Source organism: Ectopseudomonas khazarica, assembly GCF_017915135.1.
Classification (GTDB): Bacteria; Pseudomonadota; Gammaproteobacteria; order Pseudomonadales; family Pseudomonadaceae; genus Aquipseudomonas; species Aquipseudomonas khazarica.
The window spans coordinates 4,104,569-4,119,049 of the sequence record NZ_CP068551.1 but is presented as its reverse complement, the minus strand read 5'-3'; the positions used below and the strand labels follow the sequence as shown (position 1 = coordinate 4,119,049).

Annotated in this window: 13 protein-coding genes; 4 read left to right on the top strand and 9 right to left on the bottom strand. The window is 67.1% G+C overall.

Annotated features, from left to right (window positions below; genetic code table 11):
• Window position 1: 1 nt before the first annotated feature.
• Window positions 2–544, top strand: a complete 543-nt coding sequence (locus JLK41_RS19415) for an isochorismatase family protein (protein WP_210389624.1) — start codon at window positions 2–4, stop codon at window positions 542–544.
• Between the two features lie 118 nt (window positions 545–662).
• Entirely contained in the window at window positions 663–1,436 is a 774-nt protein-coding gene (locus JLK41_RS19410) for a substrate-binding periplasmic protein (protein WP_197738849.1), read from the top strand.
• Here the strand turns inward: JLK41_RS19410 and rlmF are convergent.
• The 3 genes from rlmF to JLK41_RS19395 all read right to left on the bottom strand — a co-directional run bounded on the left by rlmF (window position 1,433) and on the right by JLK41_RS19395 (window position 4,801).
• A complete protein-coding gene (gene rlmF / locus JLK41_RS19405; RefSeq protein ID WP_210389623.1) occupies window positions 1,433–2,434 on the bottom strand; it encodes a 23S rRNA (adenine(1618)-N(6))-methyltransferase RlmF in 1,002 nt (333 codons plus the stop codon). The genes JLK41_RS19410 and rlmF overlap by 4 nt on opposite strands.
• Before the next feature lie 210 nt (window positions 2,435–2,644).
• Window positions 2,645–4,474, bottom strand: a complete 1,830-nt coding sequence (locus JLK41_RS19400; RefSeq protein WP_210389622.1) for an SLC13 family permease — start codon at window positions 4,472–4,474, stop codon at window positions 2,645–2,647.
• A gap of 30 nt (window positions 4,475–4,504) precedes the next feature.
• Window positions 4,505–4,801 (bottom strand): winged helix-turn-helix domain-containing protein, encoded by a 297-nt coding sequence (locus JLK41_RS19395; protein ID WP_037049650.1) that lies wholly within the window; start codon window positions 4,799–4,801, stop codon window positions 4,505–4,507.
• A 176-nt stretch (window positions 4,802–4,977) separates the two neighbouring features.
• Between JLK41_RS19395 and JLK41_RS19390 the strand changes: the two genes are divergently transcribed.
• Entirely contained in the window at window positions 4,978–5,697 is a 720-nt protein-coding gene (locus tag JLK41_RS19390) for a class I SAM-dependent methyltransferase (RefSeq protein ID WP_210389621.1), read from the top strand.
• Here JLK41_RS19390 and JLK41_RS19385 read toward each other — a convergent pair.
• Window positions 5,694–6,563 carry a LysR substrate-binding domain-containing protein gene (locus tag JLK41_RS19385; RefSeq protein ID WP_210389620.1) on the bottom strand — a complete coding sequence of 290 codons (870 nt, stop codon included), beginning with the start codon at window positions 6,561–6,563 and terminating at the stop codon, window positions 5,694–5,696. The two genes, JLK41_RS19390 and JLK41_RS19385, sit on opposite strands and share 4 nt — an antisense overlap.
• Window positions 6,564–6,720: 157 nt before the next feature.
• Between JLK41_RS19385 and JLK41_RS19380 the strand changes: the two genes are divergently transcribed.
• The gene (locus JLK41_RS19380) at window positions 6,721–7,383 is read left to right on the top strand and encodes a DUF998 domain-containing protein (protein ID WP_175252840.1); all 663 of its coding nucleotides are present in this window, start codon (window positions 6,721–6,723) and stop codon (window positions 7,381–7,383) included.
• Here JLK41_RS19380 and nhaD read toward each other — a convergent pair.
• The 5 genes from nhaD to JLK41_RS19355 form a co-directional block, all read right to left on the bottom strand.
• A complete protein-coding gene (gene nhaD / locus JLK41_RS19375) occupies window positions 7,353–8,735 on the bottom strand; it encodes a sodium:proton antiporter NhaD (RefSeq protein ID WP_037049647.1) in 1,383 nt (460 codons plus the stop codon). The two genes, JLK41_RS19380 and nhaD, sit on opposite strands and share 31 nt — an antisense overlap.
• A gap of 145 nt (window positions 8,736–8,880) precedes the next feature.
• Complete coding sequence (gene nhaC / locus JLK41_RS19370; protein ID WP_210389619.1) at window positions 8,881–10,317, bottom strand: Na+/H+ antiporter NhaC; 1,437 nt, start codon at window positions 10,315–10,317, stop codon at window positions 8,881–8,883.
• 187 nt (window positions 10,318–10,504) lie between these two features.
• The gene (locus JLK41_RS19365) at window positions 10,505–13,336 is read right to left on the bottom strand and encodes a valine--tRNA ligase (RefSeq protein WP_210389618.1); all 2,832 of its coding nucleotides are present in this window, start codon (window positions 13,334–13,336) and stop codon (window positions 10,505–10,507) included.
• A 168-nt stretch (window positions 13,337–13,504) separates the two neighbouring features.
• Window positions 13,505–13,948: a DNA polymerase III subunit chi gene (locus JLK41_RS19360; protein WP_210389617.1), complete on the bottom strand. Its 444-nt coding sequence runs from the start codon at window positions 13,946–13,948 to the stop codon at window positions 13,505–13,507.
• A 60-nt stretch (window positions 13,949–14,008) separates the two neighbouring features.
• Window positions 14,009–14,428: a DNA polymerase III subunit chi gene (locus tag JLK41_RS19355; protein WP_210389616.1), complete on the bottom strand. Its 420-nt coding sequence runs from the start codon at window positions 14,426–14,428 to the stop codon at window positions 14,009–14,011.
• Window positions 14,429–14,481 lie beyond the last annotated feature (53 nt).

The following is a 14,481-nucleotide window of genomic DNA, read 5'->3' as shown; positions in this document are numbered from 1 at the left end:
GATGTTGATGCGAGCGAAGGATTCCACCCTGCTGGTGATCGACCTGCAGGCACGTCTGTTGCCAGCCATCGACGCGGGCGCGGCGCTGGTCGAGCAGGCCGCCTGGCTGGTAGGTGTGGCGCAGCGCCTCGACGTGCCGGTGATCGCCACCGAGCAGTACCCCAGGGGGCTGGGGGCAACCGACCCCGGCCTGCGCGAACTGCTGCCGGCGCACGGGCTGCGCGAGAAGATCCATTTCTCCGCCACGGCGGGCGCCGGGCTGTTCGACCTGCCGGGAGGCGAGCGCCGCCAGTTCGTGGTGTGCGGTGCGGAGACCCATGTCTGCGTGCTGCAGACGGTACTCGGCCTGCTGGCCGCCGGGCGCGAGGTGTTCGTGGTCGACGAGGCGGTGGGTTCGCGCCGCCCGCGTGACAAGGCATTGGGCCTGGCGCGCATGGAGCGCGCCGGTGCGCTGATCGTCTCGCGCGAGATGGTCGCCTTCGAATGGCTGGAGCAGGCCGGCACCGAGCAGTTCCGCGAGATCAGCCGCACCTTCATTCGCTGACGCGCGCCTGCCCCCGCAGGCTGGGGTGGCCAACTGCGCCTATGCTTAGGCACGGGATCATCAGTCGGTCATTCGCCACGGCCTGCCTGCCGGGCGGTGACACGTTGGAGTGCGGTCATTGTTCAGAACGCTGCAGTGTTGCGTGTTGGGGTTGCTGCTGGGGGCCAGCGTTGCCGCCGAGTCAGCGCTACGGTTCTGCCATGAGGACCAGGATTCATACCCCTGGGTCATGAGCGATGGCAGCGGCCTCAACAAGGAACTGCTCGATCTCGTCCAGCAGCAGCTCGGCCTGCAGTTCACCTATGTGGCGGTGCCCTGGAAGCGCTGCCTGGCCGGCTTGCAGCATGGGCTGTATGACGGCGCTTTCGCCGCCAGTTTCAAGCCCGAACGCCAGCGGATGGGGCGTTATCCCCTCGATGCGGAGGGCCGGCCGGATACCCTCAGGCGCCTGCATTCGTCGCGCTACACCCTCTATCGGCGCGCCGGCAGCGCGGTGTCCTGGGACGGCCGGCGCTTCAGCCATCTGAACGGCCGCGTGGGCTCGCTCAGCGGCTTTTCCATTCGCGACCTGCTGCTGGCCCATGGCCTGGAGGTGGACGAGTCCAGCCGTGACCCGCTGGCGCTGTTGCAGATGCTCGAGCATGGCCGTATCGAGGCCGCTGCCTTGCAGACCCAGCGCGGTGATTTCGTGCTGCAGGCCAATCCCCAGCTCGCGCAGTCGATCGAGAAGCTGCCGCAGCTGCTCGAGGAAAAACCCTACTACCTGATGCTGTCCAATGCGCTGCTGGCGCACGAGCCGGATCTGGCCGAGCGGATCTGGGCCGAGGTGCAGCGCCAGCGTGAGTCGGCCGCCTACCAGGAGCGGAGAGACGCCTACCTGGCGAAGCCCTAGCGCCAGCGGTTCTGGCTCCAGGCCTCGCGCTGGGCGGCGTCCTTGAACGTCCAGGCCACCAGACGGCTCTGCTTCTGCCCCTGGGACATGCCGAGAATGCGCACTTCGCTGGCGCCGGCCCTGGCCAGCCAACCCTGCAGCAGTTCCACGTTGCCGCCCTTGGACACCAGGCTGCTGAACCACAGCACCTGCTCGGCGACCTGCGCGCTCTCGCTGGCCATGCGCTTGAGGAACGCCGCCTCGCCACCGGGGCACCACAGTTCGGCAGCCTGGCCGCCGAAGTTGAGCACCGGCAGCTTGCGTTTCGGGTCGAGTTTGCCGAGGTTGCGCCATTTGCGCGTGCTGCCACGGGTGGCGTCCTCGGCGCTGGCGTGGAAGGGTGGGTTGCACAGGGTCAGGTCGATGCGCTCGTCCGCTTGCAGCAGGCCGACAAAGACATGCGCCGCATCGCTTTGCTGGCGCAGTTCGATGGCACCCTGCAGCGCGCGGTTGGCCTGCACGATGGCGCGTGCTGAGGCCAGTGCCGCCGGCGCGATATCGGCGCCGATGAAGTGCCAGCCGTATTCGCAGTGGCCGATCAGCGGGTAGATGGCGTTGGCGCCCACGCCGACGTCCAGCGCCTGAATCGCCGCGCCACGGGGAATCTGCCCCGCGTTGTCGGTCGCCAGCAGGTCGGCGAGGTTGTGCAGGTAGTCGGCGCGGCCGGGAATCGGCGGGCACAGGTAACCATCGGGAATGTCCCAGTGGCGGATGCCGTAGTACTGCGCCAGCAGCGCACGGTTGAAGACCTTCACCGCCTGCGGATTGGCGAAGTCGATGCTCGGCTTGCCATAGGGGTTGCTGATGACGAACTGGCCGAGTTCCGGGCTGGCCTTGATCAGCGCCGGGAAGTCGTAATGTCCCTGGTGGCGATTGCGCGGATGCAGTTCGCCCTTGCTCGGCGTCGTCTTCACGGCGGCGGGGGCGAGCTTGCGTGGGCGTTTCGGTGGCTGTGGCATGGACGAGCTTCGGGCTGGCGGGCGGCGATTTTCCCACAGTCGGGCTGGCCGTGCAGCCGGGGCATCGCCTAGTGGCTGCCGCAGGGCGCCTCTGGAAACCCGGACGAGGCGGTCAGCACCAGGCAGGAACGAGCGAAGAACGCTCGGAGTCGCGCCCGACTTCACCTGCGCTGAATGAGCCGTTCGGGCGCAGCAGTTTCCAGCGCTTGCCTACAGCGGGAAGATCAGCGGCACCAGCGCCACGCTGACGATCATCACCAGCAGGGTGAAGGGCACGCCGATGCGCACGAAATCGCCGAAGCGGTATTGCCCGGGGCCCAGTACCAGGGTGTTCACCGGCGAGGAGATCGGTGTCATGAACGCGGCCGAGGCGGCCAGGGCCACGGTCATGGCGAACGGCAGGGGCGAGGCATCGAGCGCCTGCGCGGTGGCGATCGCCACGGGCGCCATCAGCACCGCCGTGGCGGTATTGGAGATGAACAGGCCGATGACGGCGGTCAGCACGAACAGGCTGGCCAGGATCAGGCGCGGCCCGGCATCGCCCAGGCCACCCACCAGCCCCTGTACCGCCAGTTCGACGCCACCGGTCTGTTGCAGCGCCTGGGCGAAGGGCAGCATGCCGACGATGAGGATCAGCGTCGGCCAGTGGATCGCGCGGTAGGCGCTGTCCAGATCGATGCAGCGAAACGCGCCGAGCAACAGGCAGGCAATCAGCGCGGCCTGCACGTTGGGCACCAGGCCGCTGACCATCAGCAGCACCATCACCGCCAGGCTGAGCAGGGCATAGGGCGCCTTGCGCGCCGCCGGTGCCACCTCGGCGACCTCGGCTGGCAGGCTGAGCACCAGAAAATCGCGGCTCAGCCCCTGCAGGCGGTGGATATCGCGCCAGGCGCCCGCCACCAGCAGGGTATCGGAGGCCTTGAGCTTCTCATCGACCAGCAGCCCCTCCAGGGCGCCACCCTGGCGACGCAGGCCGACCACGTTGAGCTTGTGCCGCGAGCGAAAGCCCAGCTCCTGGATGGTCTTGCCCGGTAGCTGCGACTCCGGCGGCAGCGCCACCTCGGCCAGGCCCAGCTCATGCGCGTGCAGGCTGAAATACGAGTGCGGCAGCGGCATGGGCTCCAGGCCGAGGGCCTGGTAGCTGCCGAGCAGGCCGATGGCCGGGCTGGCGATATCCACCAGCAACACATCGCCGGGCTCCAGCAGGGTGTTGCCGCTGGCCATCAGCAGCAGGGTACGCAGGCGTTGCCGGCGCTCGATGGCGATGACGTTGATGCCGTGCTCGCGGCGCAGTTGCAGTTCGTTGAGCACCTGGTTGGCCAGCGGCGAGTCCGCCCGCACACGCAGGCGCCGCTCGCGCTCGCCGAGGCGATAGCGCTCGGCCAGGTCGGCCAGGGTCAGGCGCGGCGGTTCGGCATTGCCGCCGGCCTCGGTGCGCACCAGCCAGCGGCGGGCCAGCAGCATGTAGCCGATGCCGAGCAGGAGGATGGCCAGGCCGATCGGGGTGAAGGTGAAGAAGTCGAAGCCCACGAGGCCGGCGCGTCGCAGTTCGGCGTGCACCACCAGGTTCGGCGGCGTCGCCACCAGGGTCAGCATGCCGCTGATCAGCCCGGCGAAGGCCAGCGGCATCATCAGGCGCCCCGGTGCCAGGCGCAGGCGAGCGGCGACGCCGAGCACCACGGGAATGAAGATGGCGACCACGCCGGTGGAACTCATCACCGAACCCAGGCCGGCCACGGCCAGCATCAGCAGGATCAGCAGGCGCGTCTCGCTGCTGCCGGCCCTGGCCACCAGCCAGTCACCGAGGCGATAGGCGATGCCGGTACGCACCAGGCCGTCGCCGATGACGAACAGCGCGGCGATGAGGATCACGTTGGCATCGCTGAAACCGGCCAGGGTCTGCTGCAGGTCGAGTACACCGGTCAGCGGCAGGGCGACCAGCACCAGCAGGGCGACCACGTCCATGCGTGGCTTGCCGATGACGAACAGGGAAATGGCGCCGGCCAGCAGGCCGAGCACCCAGAGAAGATCGGGATTCATCGCAGCTCCAGAAAGCACGGAGCGATTGTTTCAGGGATAACCGAGCGTGGTCTTGATCTGCTGCAGGTTGCCGGCGATCCAGCGCTTGTCGATCGGCCCCCAGTCGCGGATCAGGTACTGCCCGGCATTGTTGCGCTCGCCCTGGCCCTGGGCGAACTGGCAGTCGATGTCCAGCTCGATCAGCGCCGAGAGGGTGTCCTGCGCCGTGCGTCGCGGCATGCCGGTGGCCTCCATCAGCGCCGGCACGCTGGTCGCGGCGCCGCTGTCGATCAGCCAGGCGACGTAGAGGCGGCGGTAGAAACTGGTCTTGGTCTTGCTCACGTCCATGCGCTGGGTGTCCACGTCGGGCCGGGATTGATCGGGGGACTATATCAGCGTGGCGCTGCTCGTGGCACAGAGGGTGGCAGGTGGATTCCTCATGGGAATGCACTGGATGATAAATATGAATTTTTATTATTGCTCGTCTCGCCCTAGGCTGACGCCACCCACAGAGGAGAGCCGGGATGGAGCAGAGCCGCATGCCGGGCGCGGACAAGTTCGACGCGTCCCGGGCCGAGGAATATGCCCGCCAGAGCAGAATCGCCCTGGCCGGTTACGACGCCTGCCATGAGCTGGGCGCCTGTGTGCTGGCGACGTGCCTGGAGCAAACGGCGCAGCCGCGGGTGCTGGTCACCGGGGTTGGCGGCGGCGCGCAGGAGATCATCACCCTTGCCGGCTTGCTCCCCGCCTGCCGCTTCGTCGCGGTCGACCCCTCCGCGCCGATGCTGGCGCTGGCCCGCGAGCAACTGAGTGCCAGGGGGCTGCTGGGCTGTTGCGAGTTGCTGCCGGGGACGGTCGATGAGCTGCCCGCCGCCGCGCGCTTCGATGCCGCCACCCTGATCGGCGTGCTGCATCACGTGCCGGGGGATCGGGCCAAGCGGCAACTGCTCGCCTCGATCGCCACGCGGCTCGAGCCCGGCGCGCCTCTGGTGCTGGCGGGCAACCATCAGGCGTATGCCGAGCAGCCCTTCCTGCTCAAGGTCTGGGCGCAGCGCTGGCGACAGCAGGGGGCCACGCCGGAGGAGGTGAAGGTCAAGCTGGGCACGATCCTGCAGGGGGCCGATCCACCCCGCAGCGAGGCACAGGTGCAGCAGTTGCTCGACGACAGCGGCTTCGGCCCGGCGCAGCGGTTCTTCTCCAGCCTGTTCTGGGGCGCCTGGGTCACCTCGCGGCGTGCCGACTAGCGTGTGGCGCTCTGCTCCAGCAGCCAGGCCTGGAACAGCGCCAGCGCAGGCGGTGACTCGGCATTGGGGCGGGTGACCAGCACGTAGCGCTCGGCCAGTTCCGCCAGCACCGGCCAGGGCGCGCTGAGGCGCCCATCGGCCAGGTCCTGCTCGACATAGCGGCGCGGCACCAGGGCCATGCCGATGCCCGCCTTGGCGGCCTCGATGAGCAGGGCATAGCGGTCGTACACCGGCCCCTGGTCCGTGTGGGCCAGCGCCAAGGCGCTTAGCTCGGTATAGCGTGCCCAGCCGAAGGGGCTCTCGTGCTTGTGCAGCAGCGGCATCTGCCCGGCCGGCCGGGCCGCCAGCTGCGGGTGGCAGACGGCGATCAGCGGTTCCTCGAACAGGGCCTGGACCTGCATCCCCGGCCAGTCGAGATGGGCATGATGGATCGCTGCGTGCAGCTCGCTGTCCGCCAGGGAAAACGGCTGCGTGCGCTCGCGCAGGTTGATCTGGATATCCGGGTGCAACTGGCGAAAGTGCACCAGGCGCGGGATCAGCCAGCGGCTGGCCAGCGTCGGCAGGACACCGATCTCCAGGGCACTGTCGGCGCTGGCGCGCTGGGTCAGTTGCCGGGTGTGGCGCTCGATGTCGGCCAGCAGCGTGCGCATCTGCGTGGCGTAGCCGGCACCGGCAGTGGACAGCTCGACGCGGTTGCCGACGCGGTGGAACAGGCGCACGCCGAGGAAGTCTTCCAGCTTGGCGATCTGCCGGCTGATCGCGCCTTCGCTCAGCGACAGTTCCTGGGCGGCGCGGGCGAAGCTCTGGTGGCGAGCGGCGGCTTCCAGGGCCAGTAGTGCGGCGGTGCTGGGTAGGCGTCTGCTCATTCTGGCCGTCCGTGTGCGAGGCGCGACAGGATGACGCATGTGCAAGCTGCCTTGCAAAAAAATCGGTAACGCCCGCGCCCTGGCCTGCCTAGCATGTCGCCGGGTTGCCACCGTTGCCGGTGGCGCTGTCATCGACGGAGTGAAGGAGCGTGTCGTGCTGAAGACGAGTGATCGGGTGTTGCTGGGCAGTGGTGTGCTGATTCCTTGCTGGCTGTTGCTCGGCGTGGCGCTGACGGCGCTGGCCTACCCCGGCTACAGCCACCTGCAGCAGGCCATGAGCGAGCTGGGCGCGCAGGGGGCACCGACCCATGGTTTTTCCGCCTGGGTCAACAACCTGCCGCTGGGGCTGCTGTTCATTCTCTTCGGCCTGGGCGTGGCGCGCCGCTTTCCTGGTTCGAAGCTGGCGTTGCTCAGTGCGCTGCTGATCGGCCTGCATGGCCTGGGCAGCCTGGGCACCGGCTATTTCGCCTGCGACCAGGGCTGTGCGCCGGCGCAACCGTCGCTGTCGCAGCAGTTGCACAACCTGGCGGGGCTGCTGATGTTTGTCTCGCTGACGCTGGCCTGCGCCCTGTGGATCGTGCTGGCGCGGCGGCTGTTGCAGTCGCCCGGGCTGGCGCTGTTCTCGGCCCTGTGCCTGGTGCTGGCGATCGTCACGGCGTGGCTGATGGCCACGGCGGTTGCCAGTGGCCAGCTGTTTGGCCTGTACCAGCGCCTGAACTACGGGATATCGGTGCTCTGGGTCGCGGCGCTGGCATTGCAGATTCTGCGTGCCAGCGCGGGACGCTCCGCTCAGCCGAGCACGGCGGCGAGCGCCATGTAGGTGGCCGCGCCGGCCAGGTAGCCGATGAACGCCAGGCCGCTGATCTTCTTCAGGTACCAGATGAAGTTGATCTTCTCCATGCCCATGGCTGCCACGCCGGCGGCGGAACCGATGATCAGGCAGCTGCCGCCGGTGCCGGCGCAGTAGGCGAGCATTTCCCAGAAGTTGCCGTTGACCACGAAATTGCTCAGCCACGGCAGCTCCTCGGCGGCGGCGGTGGCGAGCATCTCCGGGCTGACCAGCGGGTACATCTTCATCGCCCCGGCGACCATCGGCACGTTGTCCACGACGGCCGACAGGATGCCGATGGAGATGGCGATGCTGTAGACGTTGCCGAGGCCGTCCTTGAGCAGGGTGGCGACCTGGATCAGGTGGCCGGCACTGGACAGCGCGGAGACCGCCAGGAGGATGCCGAGGAAGAACAGCACGCTGGTGATGTCGATGCGACGCAGGACGCCGACCACGGACAGCGGGTCCTTCTCTTCGCTGTTCTTGCTGCGGTGGATGATCTCGGTGGTGATCCACAGCAGGCTGAGGCCGAAGAGGATGCCCATGTACGGCGGCAGGTGAGTGATGGTCTTGAAGATCGGCACGAAGATCAGCGCGCCGAGGCCCAGGCCGAAGACCAGGTTGCGCTCGAACGGCGTGGTCGGGTCGCGGCGGCTCTCGGCGCTTTCCTTGATGCGCGGCTCGGAGACTTCGCCCTTGAGGACGAAGCTCATGATCAGCAGCGGAGCCAGCAGGCAGACCAGGCTGGGCAGGAACAGCTTGGCGATGATGCCGGTGGCGGTGACCTGGTCACCGATCCACAGCATGGTGGTGGTGACGTCGCCAATCGGCGACCAGGCGCCCCCGGCGTTGGCCGCGATGACCACGATACCGGCGTAGAACCAGCGCTCGTGCCGGTCGGCGATCAGCTTGCGCAGCAGCGAGATCATCACGATGGTGGTGGCCAGGTTGTCCAGGGCGGCGGAGAGGAAGAAGGTGATCAGCCCCACCAGCCACAGCAGGTGGACGCGCTTGGTGGTGCGGATGCGGTCGGTGATGACCTTGAAGCCTTCGTGGGCGTCGATCAGCTCGACGATGGTCATCGCCCCCATCAGGAAGAACAGGATCTCGGAAATTTCCCCCAGGTGATGGCGCAGCTCTTCGACGACATGATGGGTATTGGTGCTGGAGCCCGCGGTGCCGGTGCCGAGCAGCGGCAGGATGCTGTCCGCGCCGAGGACCAGGAGGGTCCAGGCGATCACGGCGGTGAGCAGGGCGGAGGCTGCCTTGTCGATCTTTAACGGGTGCTCGAGTGCGATGCACAGGTAACCGAGGACAAATACGAGGGCCATCAACGCATACATGGAGGGTCCGCCTGTTTTCTTCTGTTGATATTGAAGGTCGGTAGGCGGGGGAAGATGCCTGAAACAACTTGCAAAAGGAAAGGACTTAATGCCGCAGCGGCGCTGCGAGGGCGATCCATGCCGCTCGCGCGCAGGTAATCAGGCGTTACTGCAGCGCCGCAGCGGTGCGGCGTGGCGGCAGCAGGTAGGCCAGGGCGATGGCCAGCACCGGCATGATCAGGTTGAAGAAACAGTACGGCAGGTAGCTCAGAGTGGCCACGCCGAGCGTGGCGGCCATGTAGGCACCGCAGGTGTTCCAGGGCACCAGCACCGAGGTCAGGGTGCCGCCGTCTTCCAGGGCGCGGGACAGGCTGGTTGGCGGCAGGTCGCGGGCCTCGTACTCGGCGCGGTACATGCGCCCCGGCAGCACCAGGGCGATGTACTGGTCGGCGGTGATGACGTTGGTGCCGATGGTGGTGGTGATGGTGCTGGCGACCAGGCCGCTGTCGCTGCGCACCAGGCGCAGGGCGCTCTGCAGCAGGCGTTGCAGCAGGCCGAGGCGCTCGAGCACGCCACCGAAGCACATGGCGCAGATGATCAGCCACACCGTGGTGAGCATGCTGGCCATGCCACCCTTGGACAGCAGGCCATCGAGTTCGGCATTGCCGCTGGCCGACTCGTAGCCGGCGAACAGCGCGTTCCAGACCGTCTTCAACGGCGCCAGGGCCCCGGCCGAGGGATCGGCCAGGCGCGCCATCACGTCGGGCTGGAAGGCGATGGCGAACAGCGCACCGACCAGCGCGGCGAGGAACACGGCAGGAAAGGCCGCCCACTGACGCACCGCGAGCAGCAGCAGGAAGGCCACCGGCAGCAGCAGGTGCCAGCCCAGGCGGAACTGGGCTTCCAGCGCGGCGAGGACCTCGCTGATGCGCCCCGTGTCATGTTCGGCGCTGGCCTGCTGGCCGAGGGTGAAGAAGATCGCCAGGGCAATCAGCAGCGCCGGCACCGTGGTACGCAGCATGTTGCGGATATGCGCGAACAGGTCGGCACCGGCGGCGGCTGGCGCCAGGTTGGTGGTGTCGGACAGCGGCGACAGCTTGTCGCCGAAGTAGGCGCCGGAAATGATCGCCCCGGCCGTGATCGCCGGGTCCAGGCCGAGGCCGGCCGCCACGCCCATCAGACCGATGCCGAGGGTGCCGGCCACCGTCCATGAGCTGCCGATGGACAGCGCGGTGAGCGCGCAGATCAGGCAGCTGGTGACGTAGAAGTACTCGGCGCTGATCAGCTTCAGGCCAAACCAGATCATGGTCGGCACGGTGCCGGCGAGAATCCAGGTGCCGATCAGCGCGCCGACGGCCAGCAGGATCAGGTTGGCCTTCATGGCCATGTGAATGCCGGCGAGTATGCCTTCCTCGATCTCGCTCCAGCGCAGGCCGTTCTTCAGCCCGACCAGGCCGGCGACGAAGGCGGCGCTCATCAGGGCGATCTGGTTCGGGCCGCTGGAGGAACCGTCACCGAACAGGTAGACGGAGAGGCTGAGGAGAACGACGAGCACGCCGATAGGCAGCAGTGCATCGAGCAGGGAAGGGGAACGGGCTGTCATGGGTATACCGGAAAATCAGATGAACCTTGGGGCGGGCTGGTGGCCGCGACTGCGCTGTCAGGGCTCGTGGCTGTGACTGCATGGAGGCAGGCACTGGAGCGCAGCGGAATGTCAGGGCCGAAAGCCCCTCCTGGAAAAAACAGGCCCGCGCCGGTTAGGGCGCGGGCCTGTGGGTGTTGCCGGGGGATCAGAGTGCGGCGATCTTGCCGCGCTGCTCGACCATCTTGGCCAGGGCCTGCTCGGCCTCGGCCAGTTTGGCGCGTTCCTTCTCCAGCACTTCGGCAGGGGCCTTGGCGACGAAGCCTTCGTTGCTCAGCTTGCCGCCGACACGTTTGACTTCACCTTCCAGGCGGCCGATCTCCTTGTCCAGGCGCGCCAGTTCGGCGTCCTTGTCGATCAGCCCGGCCATCGGCACCAGCACTTCCATTTCGCCGACCAGGGTGGTGGCGGACATCGGCGCTTCTTCACCGGCAGCCAGTACGCGTACCGATTCCAGCTTGGCCAGCTTGTTCAGCAGCGGCTCGAAATCGGCCAGGCGGCGCTGATCCTCGGCGCTGGCGTTGGCCACGATGATGTCGATGCGCTTGGCCATGGAGATCTTCATCTCGCCACGGATCTGGCGCACGCCGAGCATCAACTGCTTGACCCACTCGATATCGCCTTCGGCGGCGGCGTCGATGCGGGTCTCGTTGGCCACCGGCCAGGGCTGCAGCATCAGGGTGTCGCCCTGCACAGCGGCCTGGCCCTTGATGCGCTGCCAGATTTCTTCGGTGATGAACGGCATGAACGGGTGAGCCAGGCGCAGGATGACTTCCAGCACGCGCACCAGGGTGCGGCGGGTGCCGCGCTGACGCTCGAGCGGCGCGTTCTCGTCCCACAGCACCGGCTTGACCAGCTCCAGGTACCAGGCGCAGTACTGGTCCCAGACGAACTCGTAGAGCGCCTGGGTGGCCAGGTCGAAGCGGAAGGCATCGAGCTGGCGGGTGACTTCGGCTTCGGTGCGCTGCAGCTGGCTGATGATCCAGCGGTCGACCGAGGACAGTTCGACCTCTTCGCCATTCACGCCGGTGTCCTGGCCATCGGTGTTCTCGATGACGAAGTTGGCGGCGTTCCACAGCTTGTTGCAGAAGTTGCGGTAGCCCTCGACGCGGCCCATGTCGAACTTCACGTCGCGGCCGGTGGTGGCCAGCGAGCAGAAGGTGAAGCGCAGGGCGTCGGTGCCGTAGCTGGCAATGCCTTCGGGGAACTCGGCCCTGGTCTGCTTGGCGATCTTCTCGGCCAGCTTGGGCTGCATCATGCCGCTGGTGCGTTTTTCCAGCAGTTCGTCGAGGGTGATGCCATCGACGATGTCCAGCGGGTCGAGGACGTTGCCCTTGGACTTGGACATCTTCTGCCCCTGGCCGTCGCGCACCAGGCCGTGCACGTAGACGGTCTTGAACGGAATCTGCCCGGTCAGGTGGGTCGACAGCATGATCATCCGGGCGACCCAGAAGAAGATGATGTCGAAGCCGGTGACCAGCACGTCGGTGGGGTGGAAGGTCTTGAGGAAGTCGGTCTGCTCGGGCCAGCCGAGTGTGGAGAAGGTCCACAGGCCGGAGCTGAACCAGGTGTCCAGCACGTCTTCGTCCTGGCGCAGGGTGGCGCCTTCGAGCTTGTACTTGGCGCGTACTTCCGCCTCGTCGCGACCGACGTAGACGTTGCCGGCTTCGTCGTACCAGGCCGGGATGCGGTGGCCCCACCACAACTGACGGCTGATGCACCAGTCCTGGATGTCACGCATCCAGCTGAAGTACATGTTCTCGTACTGCTTGGGCACGAACTGGATCTCGCCACTCTCGACCACCGCGATGGCTTTTTCCGCCAGCGGCTTGGTGGAGACGTACCACTGGTCGGTCAGCCACGGCTCGATGACGGTGCCGGAGCGGTCGCCCTTCGGTACTTTCAGCGCGTGGTCTTCGATCTTCTCCAGCAGGCCGGCTGCCTCGAAGGCTGCGAGGATCTGCTTGCGCGCCTCGAAGCGGTCGAGGCCGGCGAACTGCGCCGGGATGCCCGCGTCGACCTGTTCGTTGACGCTGCCGTCGAGGTTGAACACCTGGGCGGTGGCCAGCACGGCGGCGTTCTTGTCGAAGATGTTGATCAGCGGCAGGTTGTGGCGCTTGCCCACTTCATAGTCGTTGAAGTCGTGTGCCGGGGTGATCTTCACGCAGCCGGTACCGAACTCGGGGTCGCAGTAGTCGTCGGCGATGATCGGGATGCGGCGGCCCACCAGCGGCAGGTCGACATAGCTGCCGATCAGCGCCTTGTAGCGTTCGTCTTCCGGGTGCACGGCCACGGCGCTGTCGCCGAGCATGGTTTCCGGACGGGTGGTGGCGACGATCAGGTAGTCATTGCCTTCGGCGGTCTTCTTGCCGTCGGCCAGCGGGTAGCGCAGGTTCCACAGCGAGCCTTTCTCGTCGTGGTTTTCCACTTCCAGGTCGGAGATGGCGGTGTGGAACTTGGTGTCCCAGTTGACCAGACGCTTGCCACGGTAGATCAGGCCATCGTCGTGCAGGCGGACGAAGGCTTCCTTGACCGCTTCGGACAGGCCGTCGTCCATGGTGAAGCGCTCGCGCGACCAGTCGACCGACGAGCCCAGGCGGCGAATCTGCCGGGTGATGGTGCCGCCGGACTGGTTCTTCCACTCCCAGACCTTCTCCAGGAACTTCTCGCGGCCCAGGTCGTGGCGGCCGATGCCATCGGCGGCCAGCTGGCGCTCCACCACCATCTGGGTGGCGATACCGGCGTGGTCGGTGCCCGGCTGCCACAGGGTGTTGCGGCCCTGCATGCGGCGGAAGCGGATCAGCGCATCCATGATGGCGTTGTTGAAGCCGTGCCCCATGTGCAGGCTGCCGGTGACGTTCGGCGGCGGGATCATGATGGTGTACGGCTCACCGCTACCTTGTGGGGCGAAGTAGTCGTTCTGCTCCCAGGTCTGGTACCAGTTGGATTCGATGGCGTGCGGCTGGTAGGTCTTGTCCATGCGCGGCGGGACCCTTGTGACGGCTGATCGGAAAAGCCGACAAGTATAACGGGGATCGAGTGGGCGGCGTAAGGGCGGCGCGTCGGTCGGCGCAACGCTGCAGTCGCAGGGCCGGGGAACCCGCCAGCCGGCAGCCTGGCGGGTAGCGCCCGCCAGGCATGGGGCGCGTCAGGGTTTGCGCGGGGGCAGCAGGCGCGGCAGGCGGGCTTCGAGGCGACGCTTGAGTTCGGCTTCGATCTGCGGCACGAAGTCGTCGATCACATCCTGCAGAATCAGTTGCGCTGCGGCGCGCAGCTCGCCATTGAGGTGCTGCAGGTCGCGGGCGCTGTCGTGCAGGCGCGGCTCCAGGCGTTCGCGTATCGGGCTGGGCGCCGCTTCGCTGGGCAGCGCCGCCTGCGCTGCCGGTTTCGCCTGGGCGGCCGGCGCGGCGTGGAACGGCGGAGGCGGGCCGGGCGGGGCGCTGACGATGTCGGACAGCACGGGGATGCTGTCCGGATCGAGCGAGTCGATCAGCAGCGGTGGTACGTGGCTGTCATCACCCAGGAGCTCGCGGATCGACTCCAGATCATGCAGCAACTGAACGGGTTTTTGCGGAGGCTTGGGGGTGTCCATGACGGTCAGCGCAGCGATAGGAAAAGGCAGTGTGACAAAGGGTGTGAGCGTTGCCGGACCCTAAAGTTCGACACGTTGCGGATCATACCCGCGCTGGCGGTAGGCGCGGAAATTCTCGCGACAGGCGTTCAGCAGTTCCGGTTGCTGGTTGACGATCTCGATGATGCGGGCAAAGCGCTCGACATGCGGCGACAGGCTGCTGCCGAGGTTGATCAGCACGCCCTGCTCGGCGCTGGGGACCTCGTCGGTGCCCAGCACCACAGGCGACAGCGGCGCATCGCGGTGCAGGTTGTGTGGCACGAAGCGCTCGGCCTTGAACTGCCAGAGCAGGTCATCGAGCTCGCCACACTGCGCCTCGTCGCTGCCGCGCAGGAACACCGGCAGGCCGGCGCTCCAGGCCTTCAGTGCCAGCTGGCAGGCGGCCCGCAGGCGCCCGGGGGCGTCGCTGGAGGAAAGGACGTAGAACTCGATTCTGGGCATGGTGGGCAAGTCTCAAGCTTCAAGCGGCAAGCTGCAAGAAAAAGCAGGGGCAC

What these genes read in the sequence shown, in the direction of transcription:
- JLK41_RS19415 (WP_210389624.1), top strand. Translation starts at nt 2, where the DNA reads ATGTTGATGCGAGCGAAGGATTCCACCCTGCTGGTGATCGACCTGCAG.
- rlmF (WP_210389623.1), bottom strand. Translation starts at nt 2,434, where the DNA reads ATGCCACAGCCACCGAAACGCCCACGCAAGCTCGCCCCCGCCGCCGTG.
- JLK41_RS19400 (WP_210389622.1), bottom strand. Translation starts at nt 4,474, where the DNA reads ATGAATCCCGATCTTCTCTGGGTGCTCGGCCTGCTGGCCGGCGCCATT.
- JLK41_RS19395 (WP_037049650.1), bottom strand. Translation starts at nt 4,801, where the DNA reads ATGGACGTGAGCAAGACCAAGACCAGTTTCTACCGCCGCCTCTACGTC.
- JLK41_RS19390 (WP_210389621.1), top strand. Translation starts at nt 4,978, where the DNA reads ATGGAGCAGAGCCGCATGCCGGGCGCGGACAAGTTCGACGCGTCCCGG.
- JLK41_RS19385 (WP_210389620.1), bottom strand. Translation starts at nt 6,563, where the DNA reads ATGAGCAGACGCCTACCCAGCACCGCCGCACTACTGGCCCTGGAAGCC.
- nhaD (WP_037049647.1), bottom strand. Translation starts at nt 8,735, where the DNA reads ATGTATGCGTTGATGGCCCTCGTATTTGTCCTCGGTTACCTGTGCATC.
- nhaC (WP_210389619.1), bottom strand. Translation starts at nt 10,317, where the DNA reads ATGACAGCCCGTTCCCCTTCCCTGCTCGATGCACTGCTGCCTATCGGC.
- JLK41_RS19365 (WP_210389618.1), bottom strand. Translation starts at nt 13,336, where the DNA reads ATGGACAAGACCTACCAGCCGCACGCCATCGAATCCAACTGGTACCAG.
- JLK41_RS19360 (WP_210389617.1), bottom strand. Translation starts at nt 13,948, where the DNA reads ATGGACACCCCCAAGCCTCCGCAAAAACCCGTTCAGTTGCTGCATGAT.
- JLK41_RS19355 (WP_210389616.1), bottom strand. Translation starts at nt 14,428, where the DNA reads ATGCCCAGAATCGAGTTCTACGTCCTTTCCTCCAGCGACGCCCCCGGG.